Source organism: Bradyrhizobium sp. UFLA06-24 (assembly GCF_054967145.1).
Genome location: NZ_JADFUE010000093.1, coordinates 1 through 18,731 on the forward strand (window position 1 = coordinate 1; position 18,731 = coordinate 18,731).

Here is an 18,731-nt window from a genome sequence, read left to right on the forward strand (position 1 = left end):
GATCGCATCCAGCTTGGTCTTGAAGTTATCGTTCGGAAGATCGCCTCGATGATAGGAAACCCTGCTTAGAGTATCCTTGATCCGTTGCCGCGCGCGCTCATCGGGATTGATGCGGGTGACCGCCGGGGGCGGTGAAGCTGGCGGCGGAGGAGGCGCGGTCGAGACCGGCGGCGATGGTTGAGCGGCGGAGACCGGCGGGGGCGACGGCGAAGCAGGTTCCGACGCGGCTGAATCGGCAATCGAAGACGTGCCGAGATTCGCCTGAACCTGCGGCTGGACCGGAGCGGGTCCTGCGAATGTGGACGCATCAACAGCAAAGAACCGCAGCGTGCCTCGCCCGCCTTGGTCCCAGTTGGCAGCCCAGACGAAACCCGGCCCACCGGCCAGGCGGTAGATGGGCAAGCCGAGCTGCGCGGATCGGCGGAAATTGCCGAGGAAGTCCACCATGAAGCCGGCCCTGATGTCGCGGCCCTGCGCGAGCAGGGCCAAATTGTTCGCGTCGAGCGGCAGCAGCGTGACCGTGCCCCAGCTGGCCATGAGCCCTTGCACACCTTCAGCTTGCGGCATGGCCATCACGTTGGGCTGGCCGTACTTTCTCGCAAGTCGTCCGATGTCTTCATTCGCCTCGTTGCCGCTGAACCATGCCGGCTCCAGGTAGCGGTTGACGTAGGACACCGTGCCGTCGGGCGAATGCAGGATCGAGTAGGACGACACGAACGGTCCCCGTCTCGAGCTTTCCGCCACCTTGCGGGTGCACCAGCTGAAGCCGTTGAACTGTTCGCTGGGACTACACTGATATTGCCGATAGACCGAGCTTTCGAAGTTGACCTTCGCGCCGAGGTTAAGTCCGTCGACTGCATAGATCGAGATCACGCTCGGGCTCACGGCTATGCCCGATGGATTTTGCGCGAGGCCGCTTCGGCAGAAGCGGCGCACGTCCGCAAGCCGGCCGTCGCCGGGGCTGATGCCTTGCTGAACCGCTTGCGCAATCGACAAGCCGCGCTGGCGCAGGTTCTCGTCGATGCAGGACATCTCGGCCGCCGGAATTTTGCGCCACTCGGCCTGGGTCGCCTGAGTGATCGCGGTCTGAACCAGGCCACCAAAAATGTTAACGATGTCGCTTCCGCTCTGGGCGAGTACCGGTTCGTACGTCAAGCCCACACTGAACAGCACAGCGAGTGCCGGCAGCGCTCTACCCATCGTCTCAGCCCTTCATTTCCCCAGCGGCATTATGGCTGAAGGAATCGAGGACATGCAACCTAGAGGCTCAACTTTGGTTAGCCGCAGGATTGGATACTTGGTCTAGTTCCCTGAGTCAGGTATCGCCGTCCGCCGCCGCAATGACGAAAAACTACTTCCCACCGCCTCGGCTGAGCAGGAACACCCCCTGCTCGCCGAACAGATTCCACACCCACCAGGGCAACCGCAGGCGCAAGGGGCGGCCGTAGAGGTCGAGCGCTTCGGCACGCTCCATCTTGACATGGATTTCGTCGCAGAGCTCGACGAAATCCTTGATGGTGCAGAAATGGATGTTGGCGGTGTCGTACCAGCTGGCCGGCAGGTTTTCCGTGCGCGGCATGTGGCCGCCGATCAGGAGCTGGAGGCGCATCCGCCAGAAGCCGAAATTCGGGAACGAGACGATGGCGCGGCGGCCAATGCGCAGGAGGTTTTCCAGCACGACCTTGGGCTGCCGCGTCGCTTGTAGCGTCTGCGACAGGATCACGTAGTCGAAGGCATCGTCCGGATAATTCACGAGATCGGTGTCGGCATCGCCCTGCACCACCGCGAGGCCCTTTGCCACGCAGCGGTTGACGCCTTCACGAGATAGTTCGATGCCGCGGCCGTCGATCCCGCGGGTCTCCAGCAGTTGAAGCAGATCGCCCTCGCCGCAGCCGACGTCGAGCACCTTTGAGCCCGGCTTGACCATCTCGGCGACCAGCAGATGGTCGGCGCGATAGTTTCCCGATTGCGTGGTCACGATGCCGTTGAACGGCAGCACTTCTTGCGCGGACATGTCAGCCGTCCTTGTCGGTGAGCCCGCGCGCCTTGCCGGCCGATTGCAGGAAGGCGCGCGAGATGTCGAAGAATTCGGGCACGTCGAGCAGGAAGGCGTCGTGGCCGCGATCGGTCTCGATCTCGGCGAACGACACCCGCGCGCTCGATGCGTTCAGCGCGTGCACCAGCGCGCGCGATTCGGATGTGGGAAACAGCCAGTCACTGGTGAAGGAGACCACGCAGAAGCGGGTCTGGATCCCCGCGAAGGCCTTCGCCAGCACGCCGCCATGGTCGGCGGCGATGTCGAAATAATCCATCGCGCGGGTCAGATAGAGATAGGAGTTGGCGTCGAAGCGCTCGACGAAGGACGAGCCCTGGTAGCGCAGATAGGACTCGACCTGGAAGTCGGCGTCGAACGAGAAGGTCGGCAGCTCGCGGTCCTGCATGCGCCGCCCGAACTTGCGATGCAGGGCGGCGTCCGAGAGATAGGTGATGTGCGCAGCCATCCGTGCGACCGCGAGGCCGCGATGCGGATGGATGCCGTGATCGGCATAGCCGCCATTGTGCCAGTCCGGATCGGCCATCACGGCCTGGCGGCCGAGTTCGTGGAAGGCGATGTTCTGCGCCGAGTGCCGCGTCGCACAGGCAATCGCCAGCGCGGAGTAGACGCGTGCAGGGTACGCCGCCGTCCATTGCAGCACCTGCATCCCGCCCATCGAGCCGCCGACGACGGCAAACAACGTGTCGATGCCGAGCCGGTCGATCAGCATCGCCTGCGCGCGCACCATGTCGGGAATGGTGATGACGGGAAAATCCAGGCCCCACACCTTGCCGGTCGCGGGATTGATCGAGGCCGGGCCGGTCGAACCCATGCAGCCGCCGATCACATTGGAGCAGATGATGAAGTACCTCGCAGGATCGAGCGGCCGGCCGGGGCCGACCAGCGTCTCCCACCAGCCGGGCTTGCCGGTGACGGGATGCACATTGGCGACGTGCTGGTCTCCGGTCAGCGCATGGCAGATCAGCACCGCGTTGGAACGGTCGGCGTTGAGTTCGCCATAGGTCTGATAGGCGATCTGAAACGGCGAGAGATCGACGCCGCAATCGAGCCGCAGCGGCTGCTCAGTGCCGAACAGCGCAAGCTGCGAGCTCGGATGATCGACCTCATGCGAGCGATCGTCGGCACTGATCGCGGGACTGGGCACGGACTTGACGCCAACCATCATCGACCTCGTTTGCGACGGCCACGAGAACCGCCGCTGACATCAGGCCATGAAAAACCCGGCCTGAATGATAGGTTCGGCCGGGATCGGAAGCGTCCCCGGCCTGTTTAGCGAGTTTTTTAACGTGGCTGCAAGCCGGCCGGCTCAAATGACCACGGAACGGGCAAAAACCTACCGGCTCAGGCTGATTTCGTCAAGTCACGGTCCGGATTGAGCAAAATCGGCTCTCGCCGCGCGGACCGGCAGGTCTCGCGTCCTCTTGCATTTCTCTTTGCTTTCGCCGCCCCGACTGCCTAATCAGAACCTCGACCGCTCCCTCACAACACAGCCTGTCAGATATGTCCCAACGTCCGCCGGCGCCACCATCGCTCCAGGAATTGCGCAAGGAGATCGACGCGATCGACGAGGCCATGCATCGCCTCCTGATGCAGCGTGGCGACATCATCGATCGCCTGATCCAGGTCAAGCAGACCCAGGAGGTCGGCTCGGCGTTCCGCCCGGCGCGCGAGGCCTCGATGATGCGTGAGATCGTGCAGCGCCATCGCGGCATTCTGCCGCTCGACACGGTCGAGAGCATCTGGCGCGTCATCATCTCCACCTTCACCTATGTCCAGGCGCCGTTCTCCGTGCACGCCGACATCTCGGTGAGCGAGCCTGCCATGCGCGATTCCGTGCGCTTCCATTTCGGCTTCACGGTGCCTTACGTCGCCCATTTCAGCGCGCAGGCCGCGGTCGAGGCGGTGGCGAAATCCAAGGGCGATCTTGCGCTGGTCTCGGCGACCTCGAGCCGCACGCCGTGGTGGCTGGAGCTGGAGGCCGACGGCGCGCCGAAGATCATCGCGCGCATGCCCTTCGTCGAACGCGCCGACCATCCGGCGGCGCTGCCCGTGTTCGCGATCTCGCGCGTCGCCGACAGCGCGCTGGTCACGGAAGTGGAGACCTTCAGCGTGCGCGTCTCCGGCTGGAACGCCGAGGTGGCGCGCGCGCTGTCGCCGCTGGCCGAGATCGTGGCGGTGCCCGATACCGCCTTCGACGGCGCAGCGCTGCTGGTGTCGGTGACATCAGCCACCGGCATCGACAAAATCAGGGCTGCCCTGATCGAGGCGGGGGCCTCGGTGCGCTCCACGGCCCTCGTCGGCAGCCACGCAACGCGCTATACGGTGCCCCCGACCGGGGCGAAATCGTAAGTTCGCGCCCAGCCAATCTCGGAGTTGAAGATGTCCCGCCCCGTGCCGAATCCCGGCATTCTCGATATTGCGCCCTACACGCCCGGCAAGAGCCCGGTGGCGGAGCCGGGCCGCAAGGTGTTCAAGCTCTCGGCCAACGAGACGCCCTTCGGACCCTCGCCCAAGGCGATCGAGGCCTTCAAGCACGTCGCGGATCATCTGGAAGACTATCCGGAGGGAACCTCACGCGTGCTGCGCGAGGCGATCGGCCGCTCCTTCGGCCTCGACCCCAATCGCATCATCTGCGGCGCCGGATCGGACGAGATCCTCAATCTGCTCGCCCACACCTATCTCAGCCATGGCGACGAGGCGATCTCGACCACGCACGGCTTCCTGGTCTACCCGATCGCGACCATGGCGGTCGGGGCCAAGAACGTGATTGCGGCCGAGAAGAACCTCACCTGCGACGTCGACGCCATCCTGAAAGCCGTGACGCCCAAGACGAAGCTGGTCTGGCTCGCCAACCCCAACAACCCGACCGGCACGTACATCCCGTTCGACGAGGTCAAGCGCCTGCGCGCCGGCCTGCCGTCGCATGTGCTGCTGGTGCTCGATGCCGCCTATTCCGACTACGTCTCGCGCAACGATTACGAGATGGGGATCGAGCTGGTCGCGACCACCGAGAACACCGTGGTGACGCACACCTTCTCCAAGATCCACGGCCTTGCGGCGCTGCGCGTCGGCTGGATGTTCGGCCCCGAGCACATCATCGATGCGGTCAACCGCATCCGCGGCCCGTTCAACGTGTCGACGCCGGCGATGTATGCCGCTGTCGCCGCCATCGAGGACACCGCGCACCAGGCGATGTCGAAGCAGTTCACCGAGACCTGGCGCAACTGGCTCACCGAGGAGATCGGCAAGCTCGGGCTGAAGGTGACGCCGAGCGTCGCCAATTTCGTGCTGATCCACTTCCCGACCGAGAAGGGCAAGACGGCCGACGACGCCGACGCCTTCCTCACCAGGCGCGGTCTCGTGCTGCGCGCGCTGAAGAATTACGGCCTGCCGCATTGCTTGCGCATGACCATCGGCACCGAGGAGGCCAACCGCCTCGTCGCCGAGGCCTTGCGCGACTTCATGGCCGGCAAATGAGCGAGCAGGCACACTTCCGGCGCGTCGCGCTGATCGGCTTCGGCCTGATCGGCGGCTCGATCGCGCGCGCTGCGAAACTTCAGGGCCTGGCGGGCGAGATCGTCACCACCGCGCGCTCGGAAAAGACCCGCGCGCGGGTGATGGAGCTCGGCATCGTCGACCAGGTCGTGGCGACCAATGCGGAGGCGGTAAAGGATGCCGATCTCGTCATCCTCTGCATTCCCGTCGGCGCCTGCGGCGAGGTGGCGCAGGAGATCGCCGCACATCTGAAGCCCGGCGCAATCATTTCCGACGTCGGCTCGGTCAAGGGCGCGGTGGTCAAGGACATGGCGCCGCATCTGCCGAAGAGCGTTCATTTCGTGCCGGCCCATCCCGTCGCGGGCACCGAGCATTCGGGGCCGGATTCCGGCTTCGCCGAGCTCTTCATCAACCGCTGGTGCATCTTGACGCCGCCGGAAGGCGTCGATGCCGGGGCCACCGCGCATTTGCGCGCATTCTGGGCGGCGATGGGCGCCAAGGTCGAGGTGATGACGCCGGATCATCATGATCTCGTGCTCGCGATCACCAGCCATCTGCCGCATCTGATCGCCTACACCATCGTCGGTACCGCCGACGAGCTGGCACAGGTGACGGAGTCGGAGGTCATCAAGTTCTCCGCCGGCGGCTTCCGCGACTTCACCCGCATCGCGGCCTCCGACCCGACGATGTGGCGCGACGTCTTCCTCGCCAACAAGGACGCCGTGCTGGAGATGCTCGGCACCTTCACCGAGGATCTCGCCAAGCTCACGCGCGCGATCCGCCGTGGCGACGGCGAGGCGCTGTTCGACCATTTCACCCGCACCCGCGCCATCCGCCGCGGCATCGTCGAGATCGGTCAGGATTCGGCGGCCGCGGATTTCGGCCGCCAGCACGGACAGCTCGACAAGAAGCCCGGCTAATTGCGACCCTTGACCTGCGTAATGCGGCGGCGGCCGGCGAGACCGGCGCCGATCTGCATGCACACCCCCAGCATCCAGGTGGCGCCGAACAAGAGGTTGCTGGCGGGAGCAGACGTTTCGTCGATCACGAAAGCATAGAGTGCGAGTAGGCCGGCTCCAGCCGCGAGGAAGGTGCCGGTCGCGCTGGCAAGACCGATCGCGGGCGATCGATGCGCCGGGCCGGCCTGGAGCTGCGGCCAGCGCGGGATGTCGATCCCGAGATAGGCGCCGGTCATTCCGAGCACGATTAGCAGAACAGTGAATTCGACGGTGTCGAACCAGGGCAGATCGGCCCGCATCAGCAATGCGGCGACGAAGGTGGCGCCGACCGCGCCCGTCATTGCCAGGCCAAGCCGGGCGACGACGTGCGCGAGCCGAAGGATCAGTAGACCGTCGGACAATTGCCACCCACAGAACATCAGAACGGATAGTACCTGACCTGCGTCATGACGATGTTGTCGTCGGTCTTGGGTGCGCCGCCGACGCCGGCGAAGGCGAAGCGCTGCGTGTAGGAGTACTGTACGCCGGCTTTGACCGTGCCGTAATTGCCCTGGTAGACGGTGTCGTAGATGCCGGCGGTGACCTGCCGGACTTCCCTGGTATTGCCGTTACAGCTCGCTGCCGGCGTGTTCTCGGTGAAGCAGCCGGTGTTGTTGTAGAGCGGATTGCCGTAGCCGAACGGCACCGTTCCCACATTGGCGAAATTCGCCTTGGTCTTCTCCAGTCCCGCGTAGCTGTAGACATCGAGGCTCGGCGTCGCGTGCCAGATCAGGCCGGCCGCGGCCGCCGTGATCGTCAGCGGCAGCACCGTGCCGTCCTGCGCCACCGCCGCATCGGGGAACGGCGTCGCCGTGAAGCGGCCGAGCACGCCATGTGCGCCGTAGACCTGCAGGTCGAGGGTCTTCGGGATCAGCTCGGCGAAGACGTGGCCACCGAAGCTGCCGGTGTCGTAGGTGTGATTGGCGCCGTCGAAGCGATCGAACAGCTGGCGATAGAGCGCCCACGCCTCGACGTGCAGCTTGTAGGGACCGAGCCGTGGATCCCATGCCGCCTTGACGGTGACGTCAGGCACCTGGTTCAAGCTGACATTGTTGAGGTTGTTGAAGAAGCTGCCGCCCGGCCCGGTCAGATTGACCTGCAGGTTCGGGTTGAGCACGCCCTGCGGGCCGACCGCCGGCGTGCCGACTGCCGGGGTGTTGCCGCCGAAAAACGCGGTCTGCGGATTTTCAACCGACGCGGCGAGCTTGAATTCGGGCCCGATATCTTTCCAGACGCGCAGTCCTGGCTGGCGTGCCGCCAAAAATCCCGGAACGGATTCGAAGTCGATCACGCCGGGCGCATCGACGCCGCGGGGATCGATGCCCGACTTGGTCGGCGCGTTCAGCGACCAGGATTGTCCCGCGAGGAAATGCAGACCGAGATCGGTTCGATCGACCTCGAGGCTGAGCTGCCGCATGCGCGGATTGAAGGAGTTGGTGGCCACCGAGCTCGCCGTCTGCGCCGCCCCCTCGAAGTCGATTTCGCCGTAACCGGCGAGATGCGTATCGGCATCGGCGTTGCCTTCGGCCAGCACCGAGAACCTGCTCTGGCGCGCGGAGAATCGCGTCTCCGGGGCGTAGAAATTGTGGGCCTGCGGATAAGGGATGAAATTGTAGACCGAGCCGGTGTCGGAGGCGATGTTGCGCGTGCGGTAGATCCCGGTGAGATCGACCCAGCCGCCGAATGTCAGCGTGATGCCTTTGTAGCAGACCCTGCCGCCCGCGCATGCCTCGACAGGCAGCGCCTTGTAGGTCCCCGGCATCGGCATGACTTTGGCCTGCACGGCTTCGACCTGGCGCGTCTTGCGCGCCTCCGAATCCACTCTCTGCTGCAGCTCCTTCAATTTGGCCTTCAGTGCCTGAATTTCCGACGCGACATTGTCGTCGGCACGCGCCTGCCCCGAACAGGCAGCGAGCAGTCCCAGCATGAGTCCGCGAGTGATGATGCGCACGTAAACCTCCCTCCACTTGGGAAGCAGGTCCTGATGGTTGCGCCCCCGGCGCGTGCTTGCTTCCCTGGTGTGGAGTGATTTGAATGCGGCCACGCTTATTCGCCGGCTCGCGCATCTTCTGCATCACGTTTTCCTGACGATCATGTTCGGAATATTTGCATCGCTCGACCGATCCGCACGCGCGCGATGACCCGCGCAGGCGAGCAGCGTGCATTGGGCCCGGCCGGGACATGGCCGGGCCCAACTCCGCGACGCGCTAGGTCTCAAGGGGGATGGCGGCTATTTGCCCTTGGTCGCGCGGATCACCGTGGGGCGCGGTGATTTCGCAGACGGCACGTACGCCACGCTCGCGCGCGTTGCCGGGCTCGACAGATTGCGGTCGCCGTTCGGGTACTGGGCCTCGTACGCAGCCGGCTCCTGCGACTGCCACTGCGCGAACGCAGGCGTCGCAAAGGCGGCCGTGAGGGCGATGGCGGCGACGAACAGCTTGGAAGTTGTCATGATATCTCTCCTGCCTGGGCGGCTCGCTTCATCGTGCGGCCGACATGGAGAGAGAGCGGAGATCACGGCTTCGCATTCCCGATGCGAAGCCGCCGCGTCATCACGTTGATGCGAAGGCGCCGTGAGCGCAGATCAGTACAGCGGCGGGATCTGGCCCACCTTGACCGGGCCGAGCAGCACGGCGCCGTCGGCGAATTTGAGCGGGAAGCTGCGCGCCTTCTTGCCTTCGAGCGTGCTTTCGGTCCCGATCGAATTGATGCCCGCGGCAACCCCGGCATTGGCGTTCTGCTTGATGACCTTGCCAAGGCCGGGAACGGCGCGGTCGAGCGCGCCGAACAGATTGTTGAGGTCCTGCGTCTTGACGCCGGGCGCGACGCGATCGAGCGTTGCCTGCGGCACGCCCTCTTCCAGCATCTTCTCGATGCCGAGCGCCGGAATGACGCGCTCGAGGCCGGTCACCGTCATCTGCAATTCGCCGTCCAGCCGGCCGTTGGCCGACAGACCCAGCGTACCTGCCGCGACCGCGATCATTTCGCCCTGCTGGATCCGCGACTGCACGATCTCGATATGGCCGCCTGCCGCCTGGATCTCGCGGAAGCGTTGCGGCCAGGGCTTTGGCGTGAGGTCGGTGAGCCCGGTGATCTTCGCGCGCGTGTCCGCTTCGAACGGCTCGGCCAGCAACGGATGAACGCCCTGGATGCTCCCCTGCGAGATCTGAAGCACGGTCTCGATCACGGGATGATCGGAGGTCGATCCATCAGCGAGGCGCCCGTGCAACTCGACTTGCTTGGCGCGTGCGAGCGGCACCTGCACGCTGCCATCCATCCTGTTGATGCTGGGATCATCGAACACGATCGAGGCGCGCTCCGGCACCGCCGGCAGGCCGATCACGCTGCTGCGGCCCTTGGTCCAATTCACGACGAAGGTGTTCTGCGTGACGCCATCGACCAGCGTTGCAGGCGCCGAGAACTCGGCGATCACGTGCTTGGGATCGTAGACCTGTCCCACGACGAGAATGCTGTCGAGCTTGGCCGTGAACGGCGTCTTGCTTGCATTCTGCGAGACCAGCGCCACGCTGGCGCCGGAGCACTGCACCTCGAAGCGGAACGGGAAACCCGAGATCGACCGCTTGGCGCAATCGTAGATCCGGCCCGCCTTGGCCTCCTGCGCACGCCAGGCATCGGCCGCCACCCCGGCCTGCGAGGCCGCATAGAACCAGAAGCCGCTCCAGGCGGCCGCAAGGATCAGGAGGAGGACGGGAGCAATGAAGAGCCCCCAACGGGAGCGCCGGCCTGCGGTAATGGTCATATCGGACATGCGGCGACCCTTTGGCCCCAGATTTTGTCAAATGTAAGCGAGGCCGCCCCCGGACGAAAGGCGGAGAATTCGCTTCGCATGGAAGTCCGGTTCTGATAGCCGTGCCCGAAATGTCGGAAATCACCCTCCCCTCCGTCACGACAGCCAAGGGCGACCTCTGGGTGTTCGGCTACGGCTCGCTGATGTGGCGGCCGGGCTTCGCATTCGAGGAGCGCGTCCCGGCACGGCTGGTCGGCGAGCACCGTGCGCTGTGCGTCTATTCCTTTGTCCATCGTGGCACGCCGGAGCAGCCGGGCCTGGTGCTGGGGCTCGACCGCGGTGGCGCCTGCCGCGGCATCGCCTTCCGCGTCGCCGAGAAGAACCGCGCGGACGTGGTTGCCTATTTGCGGGCCCGCGAGCAGGTGACGTCGGTCTATCGCGAGGTGATGCGCTCGGTGTGGCTGGAGAACGAAGCGCGGCAGCGCGTCTCCGCGCTTACCTATGTGGTCGACCGCGGCCATGTCCAGTATGCCGGACGGCTGTCGCTCGCCGATCAGCACCGCCATGTCGTCCAAGGCCACGGCCAGTCCGGCGCCAACCGCGATTACGTCACGGCGACCGTGAAGGCGATCGAGGCCGAAGGTTTTCGCGACACGCAATTGCATCAGCTCGCGATGATGCTGCATGGCGATGCACATTCGCTGCACGCTCAGGCTCCCGACGAGAGCAGGGACAGCCGCTAGGTGCCCGAAGCCGCGTAGCTCGGCGCGGAGCCGATCAACTGCTCCTGCTCTTTCCGTCCTGCCTCGACGAGGCGGCCGGTCGCATCCTCGATCGCCGCTTGCACGCGCGCGAGAAACTCGTCCTTGGGCAAACCCTGCGGCAGCGGATCGAGGAACTCCACCACCAGCGTGCCGGGATAGCGCATGAAAGTGCGGCGCGGCCAGAACAGGCCGGAATTGAGCGCGACCGGCAGGCAGGGCACGCCGCAAGACGAATAGATCTGCGCAAAGCCGGTCTTGTAATCCGGCGGCGCCCCCGGCGCCCGGCGTGTGCCTTCCGGAAAGATCACGAGCTGGCCGCCGGCGCGCACCGCCTCGCGGGCGCGACGCGTCATGTCCAGCAGCGCTTTCACACCGGCATTGCGATCGATCGCGATCATCCCGGTCTTGACCAGGAACTGGCCAAACACCGGAATCTGCATGAGCTGACGCTTGAGGATGAAGATCGGGCGATTGAAGAAACCCGGCAACACGAAGGTTTCCCAGAACGACTGATGCTTTGCGACGATCACCAGCGGTCCTTGCGGGATCTTCTCGACGCCTCGGAACTCAACCTTGATGTTGCAGACCACGCGCATCAGCACCAGCGTCGTCTTCGCCCACCATTCGGCAACCGTCAGCATCGCGCGTGGCGGCATTGCAAAGGTCGGCAGCGCCACGATCGCGAGGCATACCAGCACTGTGTAGAACAGCACGTTGAAGACGAGCGAACGCAGGAAAATCAAAAACATCGACGATCCGTTAGATGAGCCAATCAATTCGCCTGTGCGGTTGTGGGCCGCTTGGGCTGCAGGCCCGCAGGCTGCTCCGACACCTCAGGCGCAAGGTCAATCCCGAAATCTTCCAGCCGGACCCTGACTTCGGCGGCGATGTACTTGACATATTCGGACAAGAGCAGCCGCAGCGTCGAGGCCGACGTCCACCAGGGCTCCTCACGCCATTTGTCGCCGACCACGGCGAACGGGATCAGGGCCGTCTTCGGCATCGCATGCGAGAATTCGACCAGCGCGCGCGGCATGTGATAATTGGAAGTCACCACGATCAGCGATTTGAAGCCGCGCCCCTCGGCCCAGCGCCGCGCCTCCGCCGCGTTACCACGGGTCGTGAGCGCGGTGCGGTCCAGATCGACGCAGCAGGTCATGAAGGATTGGTTCTCCGGCAGCGTCCGGGAGATGTCGCTCGCGGTCGAGGTCGGGTGCACGCCGGAGATCAGCAGCCGCTTGCCGTAGCCGGCAGCCAGCAGCTCCATCGCATCGGACACCCGCGAGGAGCCGCCGGTCAGCACCACGATGCCGTCGGCCTTGCGATCCGGCGCGATCTCGGCGCCGCGCAACTGCGACAGGAACGCCACGAAACCAGCCGCCGCGCCGACGAAGGCGAATGCAATCGTCGACACGACGGCCGCGCGGAGCCAGCCGCGCGGCAGTTTCGGCGATCGTTCGTCGGTCGGCGAGGTCATATGATGTCGGTGATCCCTTCCCCGAGCTATTTTAGGACGTTTTGAGGCGAAGTGGAGTCCGGTTTATCAGGCTCAATCCACGTCATTCAGCGTCGCGAACAGGGTCTGGCGTGAGGCCACGGCGGTGATCGCGCCGATCAGGACAGCCTGCACCGCGAGCACGATATAGCCGGACGGCCGCAGCGAGAATGTGCCGAGCAAGGCCGCGAACTGATCGCCGACCGGCGTGCCGGAGAACCAGCCGGCGATCGACTCGGAGAAGCCGAACAGCAGCATGGCGACGCCGCCGCCGATGACGCCGCCCTCGAGGCCAAGCCTGAGGAAATGGCGCAGGAAGTGATTGGCGATGTAGCGATCACCGGCGCCGACGAAATGCAACACTTCGACGATCGGACGGTTCGCCGCCATCGCGCCGCGCGTTGCGAACGAAACCGAGATGATGGTCGCGACGATGACGAGCGCAAGGATGCCGATGCCGGCAAGCACGGTGGCATTGGTCATCGAGCGCATCCGTTCGATCCAGGCGCGGTGATCGTCGACGCTGGCGCTTGGCGCCACCTGCGTCACCCGAGCGCGCAAGGCGCCGAGATCGAGCGACGTGCCCGGCTGCACGCGCGCGACGATCATGCGCGGCACCGGCAAGTCATCCATCGACAGCCCGGTCCCGAGCCAGGGCTCGAGAAGCTTGCCGCTCTCCTCCTTGGTGAACGGTTTGACCTCGACGATACCGGGCTGCGCGCGGATCGCCTCGGTGACGGCGGCGGTGTCGCGCTCGATGTCGCGCCCTGATTGCGGGCGGACCTGGATGGTGATCTCGCTCGCGACATCCGACTGCCATTCCGCGGCGGAGGCGCTCACCAGCAGCACCGCGCCCGTCGTCATCGAAGCGAGGAAGGTCATGATGGCGACCACGGCAACCAGCGCGCGACCATGGATAGAGGCGCGCGGCACGATCGGTGACAGGTTGCGCGCCTTGGCCGGCAGCGGCGGACGCTCCTGTCCGAGATCGACCAATACGCCGCGCTCGTCGGTCCTACTCATAGACGTGCAACCGCCCCTGATGCAGGACGAAGCGGCGCGCTTCGTACTGGTCCATCAACGCGATGTCGTGGGTCGCTATGATGACGGCCGTGCCTGACTTGTTGAGCTCGATGAACAGCCGCAGCAACCGCCGCCCGAGCGTCGGATCGACACTGCCGGTCGGCTCGTCCGCAAGCAGGAGTTGCGGCCGCGAGATCACCGCGCGCGCGATCGCCGCGCGCTGCTTCTCCCCGCCGGACAGGATCGGTGGCAGCGCATCCATGCGATCGCCGAGTCCGACCCAGCGCAACAGGTCGATGACCTCCTTGCGATAGCTCGATTCACTGCGGCCCATGACACGGAACGGCAGCGCGACGTTCTCATAGGTCGTCATGTGGTCGAGCAGGCGGAAATCCTGCAGCACGATGCCGATGCGCTTGCGCAAATCCGCGATCTCGTCCTTGCCGAGCTGGGAAACGTCGTGGCCGAACAGATTGACGAGGCCGCGCGTCGGCCGATGCGACAGGAACAGCAGGCGTAGCAAAGACGTCTTGCCGGCGCCGGACGGGCCGGTCAGGAACTGGAAGGAATGCGCAGGGATCTGGAAGGAGAGATCGCGCAGGATCTCCGGCCCCAGACCGTAACGCAATCCGACATTTTCGAACCGAACCAAGCTCAGCTCCGTTCGAGAGGGGACGTAGGTCGCACGGCCGGCGAGGTCTTGCCGCATGCGATCAAGGGGGTTGTGCGACCGTTATGGTTTCCGGTTCGTTAACGGTCGGCCTGTAGCATCCCGGCAGCACCCTTAGAAGTATTCCTTCTCAGGAGTATCCTTCTTAGGAATATCCTTGGCGCCCGGTTCCGCGACAAGGTTCATCGTCGAGGCCGTCCATGCATATTGTCTGCCCGCATTGTACGACATCCTACGCCATCAAGCTTTCGAGCCTCGGGGCCAATGGACGGACGGTCCGCTGCTCCCGCTGCAAGGAGACCTGGATCGCGCATCCGGAGGATGCCATCGAGGAAGCGGCCGTGCCGGCCATGGCCGCAGCCAGCCGGGCCGAGGACCAGTCGGATCTCGCCGAGCAGTGGAACTCCTATGCCAAGGACGAGGGCGAGGCCGACACCCCTGTGGTCGAAAGCCCCTCGATCGCCAGCGACTGGCCGACCGAGGATGCACCGGAGACCGAGGACGAGTGGTCGGCGGCAGCCCGGGCCGCCGAGGAGGAAGTTGTCGGCGCGCAGCATCAATCCTGGTTCCGCGGCCTGTTCAGCCGTCGCGGAGCCAAGGTGAGCCGGCCGGTTCCTGCGGTGGAAAGGCGGAAGTCCCATTTCGGCTTGGCGACCGCCTGCGCTGCCATGGGCGCGCTGGTGCTGGCGCTGGTGATCTGGCGCAGCGACATGGTCCGCCTGCTGCCGCAGACGGCCGCCTTCTACAAGCTGGTCGGTCTGGAGGTGAATCTGCGCGGGCTCGCCTTCAAGGACGTCAAGCTCTCGACCGAGACAGTGGACGGTAAGCAGGTGCTGGTGATCGAGGGCGTCATCGTCGGCCAGGGCAAGAAGCCGATGGACATCCCCCGCTTGCGTTTTGCTGTGCGCGACGCCCAGGGCGCCGAGATCTACGCCTGGAATTCGGTGCTGGAGCAGACCGTGCTGCAACCCGGCGAGCGCGCCTTCTTCCGCTCGCGCCTGGCCTCGCCGCCGCCGGAGGGGCGCAATATCGACGTTCGCTTCTTCAATCGGCGCGACATTGCCGGCGGCAGCGTATAATCAGGCTCGCAAGGTCCGACACCGGAGGTCGGTCCCAAGGTTGATCTTATGCCCAAAGTCTTGATCGCCGACGACGAGGATTCGATGCGCCAGCTGGTGGCACGCGCCATCGCCATGGACGGTCACGAGACCGTCACCGCACAGGACGGCGCCGAAGCGCTCGAGATCCTGATCCGTGAGGACGGCGCGTTCGACCTGTTGCTGACCGATATCCAGATGCCAGTCATGGACGGCATCGCGCTGGCGCTCTCCGCCGCGCGCGATTTTCCCGATCTGACCATCCTGCTGATGACGGGTTTTGCCGACCAGCGCGAGCGCGCGTCGAACCTCAATGCGCTGGTGCATGACGTCGTGACCAAGCCGTTCTCGGTCGCGGACATCCGCACGGCGGTTGCGGATGCGCTGGCGGCGAAGAAGGGCTGAGCGGGCGGTATCACCGCATCGTTATTGCGAGCGCAGCCCTCAAAAATCCTTCAGCAGCCGCTCGATATAATCGAGTTCGATCTGCGGACGCGAGGGGTCGCCGAGGCGGCGACGGAGTTCTTCGAGGATGCGGCGGACGCGCTGCACGTCAATCTCGCCGGGAATCTTGACGGTGTAATCGTCGCCGAATTCGCGGCCGAGCAAGGGACGGCCGAGCGGGTCGGTCTGGTTGCCGCCGCTCTGCTGCCGGCCGGCGCGATTGCCGGGACCATCGCCCTGGCCGTCACCGTCGCCCTGCTGCATCGCTTCGGCCATCTTCTGCGCACCCTTGCGCATGGCGTCGAGCGCCTTGCCCTGGGAATCCACGGCACCGTCGGCATTGCCGTCGCCAAGCTTCGAGCCGGCGTCGCCCATGGCGCTGTCGGCGGAATCGAGCCCGCCGTCATCATCACCCTGATCAGCGTCCTGATCGCCGTCCTGGCCGCCCTGTCCCTGATCGCCCTTCTGTCCCTCTTGGCCCTTCTGTCCCTGTTGGCCTTTCTGGCCCTTCTGCGACAGGCCGCGCCTGGCCATTTCGTCCTGGAGCTTCTTCAGGCGGTCGCGCAGCGCCTGCTGGTCCTGCTGCAGATCCGACATAGACTGGTCGCCCGGCTGCTGCTTGCCGCGCATGCGGTCGCGCCGGGAATCCTGCCCCTGCTTGTAGGTCTTGTCGCGCAATTGCTGCTGCTTGCGGATCATGTCGCCGAGCTCGTTCAGCGCCTGCTCCATGTCGCTCTCGCCGGACTGTCCCGGCTGCGCCATCTGCAGGCCTTCCAGCATCTGCTGGAGTTGCTCGAGCAACTGCTTGGCCGCGTCCTTGTCGCCGGACCGCGACAGGCGCTCCATGCGATCGATCATGTTCTGAAGGTCCTGCTGGCGCAGGATCTTGGTGTTCGGATCGAGCGGACGCGCCAGATTCTGCGCATCCTTGTTGTTGCGGAACTGCTCGGCAAGCTGGCGCATGTAATTATCCAGCGCCGCCCGCAGATCCTGCGTGAGCTTCTTGATCTCCTCGTCGCTGGCGCCGCGCTCCAGCGCCTGTTTCAGCGCGTCCTGCGCCGCGCGCAAGGCCTTTTCGACGTCGGAAATGTTGCCGTCCTCGATCGTCACGGCGAGCGCCCACAGGCTCGCCACGACCTCGCGCAGCGCATCGTCCGTGCGCGCCGCCTCGAGCTGGTGCGCTACGCTGTGGAGGCCGAGATATTGCCCGGTCTCCTGCGTGAACAGTTCGGGCGCAATCATCAGCGCGTCGAGCGCGGTATAGACCTCGGAATTCTTGTTGGCATCGAGCGCGAGGATACGGCGCTGCTCGATCAGCGCGCGTGCGAGCGGCTTCGTGAACAGCCGCTCCGGCAGGCGCATATTGAAGGGTTCGCTTCGCGCTTCGTTGCCGGCCTCGTCCTTCGCGGTCAGCGTCAGCGTGACGTCGGCGCCGGCATAGGGGTCCTCGCTGAGATCCTTCACCGTCTGGCCGACGCCGTTGCGGGTGCGCGCATTCGGCAGCACCAGCGGAAACTGCGGCGGCTGGAACAGCGGCCGCGCCGCTTGTTTGTTATCGCCGTCCTTGCCGCCATCGGCGGAACGCGTTGCCACGTGCGCCTCGGCGCCGGTGACGCCGTAATCATCCTCGATCTTGTAGACGAGCTGAAGTGCGCCGCGCGCCTGGCGCTCCGGATCCTTGGCGAGCGCAATCGTCGGCGGGCGGTCCGGAGTCGCCGCGAAGGCCCATTGCGGCTGGCCCGAGGGCGCGCGGACATGCGCGGTGCCGTCGCCGGTGATGGCAAAATGCTTCTCGTTGGTGCCCTTGGGCGTGGCCTCCGTGGGCGCGACTTCCTTGAGGCCACCGGACACGACGACATCGAGGCTGCCGCCGGAGGAGCGCACGATCAGGGTCGAACCGGCGGGCACGGCGAGCGGGCCGCTGGCGGGAAGCGCTGCGGCCTCCTTGTTGGCGGCCGACAGGATCACCGGCGGCTTGCCGGTATAGAGCGGTGGCGTGACCCAGGCGTCGACGCGGACATTGGCCGGCGCCAGCACGCCGTTCCAGTCGAAGGCAGCACCGAGCCGCATCGCGCGCTCGTCGCCGGCTGCAAAGAAGGTCGCGACCAGCATCACCATGACCAGCGCGCGGAGCGCCCAGGGGTCGTGGATGGCAAGGCGCGGGTGCGGCAAACCGGCGCGGATGCGCTTGAGCGAGGCCAGCGTGCGCTCGCGCTGCGCCTGCCACAGCGCCTGCGCGACCGGATCCCGCGATGTCAGCGTGTCCGTCAACGTGGTGGCCGGGCGGTGGCGGATTCCCGAACCGCGATCGAGCCGGGCGAGCGCCTCTTCGCGGCGCGGCCAACGAAAACGAATCAGGGGGAACAGGGCGCCAGCAGCAAGCCCTGCAAAGATGACGAGACCGACGGCGCGCGCGACAGAGGGCAGCGCCAGCCAGAGACCGGCCCAGGACACAGCCAGAAACAGGCCGATAACGGTCAGGAGACGCGCCAGAGCAGGCCAGGCACGCTCCCACGCGATGGCATAAGTGGACCGCTGAAGGGCCTGCGCCAGCTTCAACCGCGACAGAGCATCGCCATCGCGGATCGGGTCTGACGGGTCGGGGGTGACGCCGTTCAATCAACTCTCCAGGTTGCCCGGTAGAGAAGCGTACCACAACGGCAGCACTGAGGCATCCGTTCCTGTACGGGAGACACCCCTTTTCCCGCATAACACGAGGACGTGACTGCCCCGGTGCAACCCCGTAATTTCCGCGCCGCCACCCAATGCAAGGGACGTAGAGGAGACGCCATGGACAAGAAGATGCACGACAAGGGCCTGGAAGTCCGCAAAGCGGTACTGGGCGAAGCCTATGTCAACAACGCGCTGAAGAACGTCGACGACTTCAACCGTCCGTTCCAGGAGATGCTCAACGAATATTGCTGGGGCACGGTGTGGGGCC

The 18,731-nt window shown here is 65.3% G+C and carries 18 protein-coding genes, 1 pseudogene and 1 riboswitch; of the genes and pseudogenes, 7 read left to right on the forward strand and 12 right to left on the reverse strand.

What is annotated here, in order from left to right:
• The 3 genes and pseudogenes from IF809_RS35290 to metX all read right to left on the reverse strand — a co-directional run.
• Positions 1–1,200 (reverse strand): annotated as a pseudogene (locus IF809_RS35290) (hypothetical protein); the annotation flags it as partial.
• A gap of 151 nt (positions 1,201–1,351) precedes the next feature.
• Positions 1,352–2,014: a methionine biosynthesis protein MetW gene (metW, locus tag IF809_RS35295; RefSeq protein WP_128968583.1), complete on the reverse strand. Its 663-nt coding sequence runs from the start codon at positions 2,012–2,014 to the stop codon at positions 1,352–1,354.
• Position 2,015: 1 nt separating this feature from the next.
• Positions 2,016–3,218 carry a homoserine O-acetyltransferase MetX gene (metX, locus tag IF809_RS35300; RefSeq protein WP_128969497.1) on the reverse strand — a complete coding sequence of 401 codons (1,203 nt, stop codon included), beginning with the start codon at positions 3,216–3,218 and terminating at the stop codon, positions 2,016–2,018.
• 86 nt (positions 3,219–3,304) lie between these two features.
• A riboswitch (SAM riboswitch) is annotated at positions 3,305–3,384 on the reverse strand.
• Positions 3,385–3,556: 172 nt separating this feature from the next.
• On the opposite strand from metX, the gene IF809_RS35305 reads away from it, so the two are divergent.
• From IF809_RS35305 to IF809_RS35315, 3 genes are read left to right on the forward strand one after another with little or no spacing between them, the layout of a single operon-like run.
• Complete coding sequence (locus IF809_RS35305; protein WP_128968584.1) at positions 3,557–4,405, forward strand: chorismate mutase; 849 nt, start codon at positions 3,557–3,559, stop codon at positions 4,403–4,405.
• 30 nt (positions 4,406–4,435) lie between these two features.
• Entirely contained in the window at positions 4,436–5,533 is a 1,098-nt protein-coding gene (hisC, locus tag IF809_RS35310) for a histidinol-phosphate transaminase (RefSeq protein ID WP_128968585.1), read from the forward strand.
• Positions 5,530–6,471 carry a prephenate/arogenate dehydrogenase family protein gene (locus tag IF809_RS35315; RefSeq protein ID WP_128968586.1) on the forward strand — a complete coding sequence of 314 codons (942 nt, stop codon included), beginning with the start codon at positions 5,530–5,532 and terminating at the stop codon, positions 6,469–6,471. The genes hisC and IF809_RS35315 overlap by 4 nt, the downstream gene beginning before the upstream one ends.
• Here IF809_RS35315 and IF809_RS35320 read toward each other — a convergent pair.
• The 4 genes from IF809_RS35320 to IF809_RS35335 form a co-directional block, all read right to left on the reverse strand.
• Positions 6,468–6,911, reverse strand: a complete 444-nt coding sequence (locus IF809_RS35320; RefSeq protein WP_128968587.1) for a hypothetical protein — start codon at positions 6,909–6,911, stop codon at positions 6,468–6,470. The two genes, IF809_RS35315 and IF809_RS35320, sit on opposite strands and share 4 nt — an antisense overlap.
• A gap of 17 nt (positions 6,912–6,928) precedes the next feature.
• Entirely contained in the window at positions 6,929–8,500 is a 1,572-nt protein-coding gene (locus tag IF809_RS35325) for a hypothetical protein (protein WP_462839848.1), read from the reverse strand.
• A gap of 279 nt (positions 8,501–8,779) precedes the next feature.
• Positions 8,780–9,001 carry a hypothetical protein gene (locus tag IF809_RS35330; RefSeq protein ID WP_128968588.1) on the reverse strand — a complete coding sequence of 74 codons (222 nt, stop codon included), beginning with the start codon at positions 8,999–9,001 and terminating at the stop codon, positions 8,780–8,782.
• Between the two features lie 132 nt (positions 9,002–9,133).
• Positions 9,134–10,318, reverse strand: coding sequence for a DUF2125 domain-containing protein (locus IF809_RS35335; RefSeq protein ID WP_128968589.1), 1,185 nt, complete (start codon positions 10,316–10,318; stop codon positions 9,134–9,136).
• A gap of 110 nt (positions 10,319–10,428) precedes the next feature.
• On the opposite strand from IF809_RS35335, the gene IF809_RS35340 reads away from it, so the two are divergent.
• Positions 10,429–11,040 carry a gamma-glutamylcyclotransferase gene (locus IF809_RS35340; RefSeq protein ID WP_164938913.1) on the forward strand — a complete coding sequence of 204 codons (612 nt, stop codon included), beginning with the start codon at positions 10,429–10,431 and terminating at the stop codon, positions 11,038–11,040.
• Here the strand turns inward: IF809_RS35340 and IF809_RS35345 are convergent.
• The 4 genes from IF809_RS35345 to ftsE form a co-directional block, all read right to left on the reverse strand.
• On the reverse strand, positions 11,037–11,810 hold the full coding sequence (locus tag IF809_RS35345) for a lysophospholipid acyltransferase family protein (protein ID WP_128968591.1): 774 nt from the start codon (positions 11,808–11,810) through the stop codon (positions 11,037–11,039). The genes IF809_RS35340 and IF809_RS35345 overlap by 4 nt on opposite strands.
• A gap of 23 nt (positions 11,811–11,833) precedes the next feature.
• Entirely contained in the window at positions 11,834–12,538 is a 705-nt protein-coding gene (locus IF809_RS35350) for a YdcF family protein (RefSeq protein WP_128968592.1), read from the reverse strand.
• 72 nt (positions 12,539–12,610) lie between these two features.
• Complete coding sequence (locus IF809_RS35355; RefSeq protein WP_128968593.1) at positions 12,611–13,579, reverse strand: cell division protein FtsX; 969 nt, start codon at positions 13,577–13,579, stop codon at positions 12,611–12,613.
• Complete coding sequence (ftsE, locus tag IF809_RS35360) at positions 13,572–14,231, reverse strand: cell division ATP-binding protein FtsE (protein WP_092288863.1); 660 nt, start codon at positions 14,229–14,231, stop codon at positions 13,572–13,574. The genes IF809_RS35355 and ftsE overlap by 8 nt, the downstream gene beginning before the upstream one ends.
• 218 nt (positions 14,232–14,449) lie before the next feature.
• On the opposite strand from ftsE, the gene IF809_RS35365 reads away from it, so the two are divergent.
• Complete coding sequence (locus IF809_RS35365; RefSeq protein WP_462839849.1) at positions 14,450–15,328, forward strand: MJ0042-type zinc finger domain-containing protein; 879 nt, start codon at positions 14,450–14,452, stop codon at positions 15,326–15,328.
• Between the two features lie 48 nt (positions 15,329–15,376).
• Positions 15,377–15,751, forward strand: coding sequence for a response regulator (locus tag IF809_RS35370; RefSeq protein ID WP_128968595.1), 375 nt, complete (start codon positions 15,377–15,379; stop codon positions 15,749–15,751).
• A gap of 39 nt (positions 15,752–15,790) precedes the next feature.
• Here IF809_RS35370 and IF809_RS35375 read toward each other — a convergent pair whose 3' ends face one another.
• Positions 15,791–18,409: a TIGR02302 family protein gene (locus tag IF809_RS35375; RefSeq protein ID WP_462839850.1), complete on the reverse strand. Its 2,619-nt coding sequence runs from the start codon at positions 18,407–18,409 to the stop codon at positions 15,791–15,793.
• Positions 18,410–18,580: 171 nt separating this feature from the next.
• Between IF809_RS35375 and IF809_RS35380 the strand changes: the two genes are divergently transcribed.
• On the forward strand, positions 18,581–18,731 hold a 151-nt coding region (locus IF809_RS35380; RefSeq protein ID WP_462839851.1), incomplete at its 3' end, for a carboxymuconolactone decarboxylase family protein.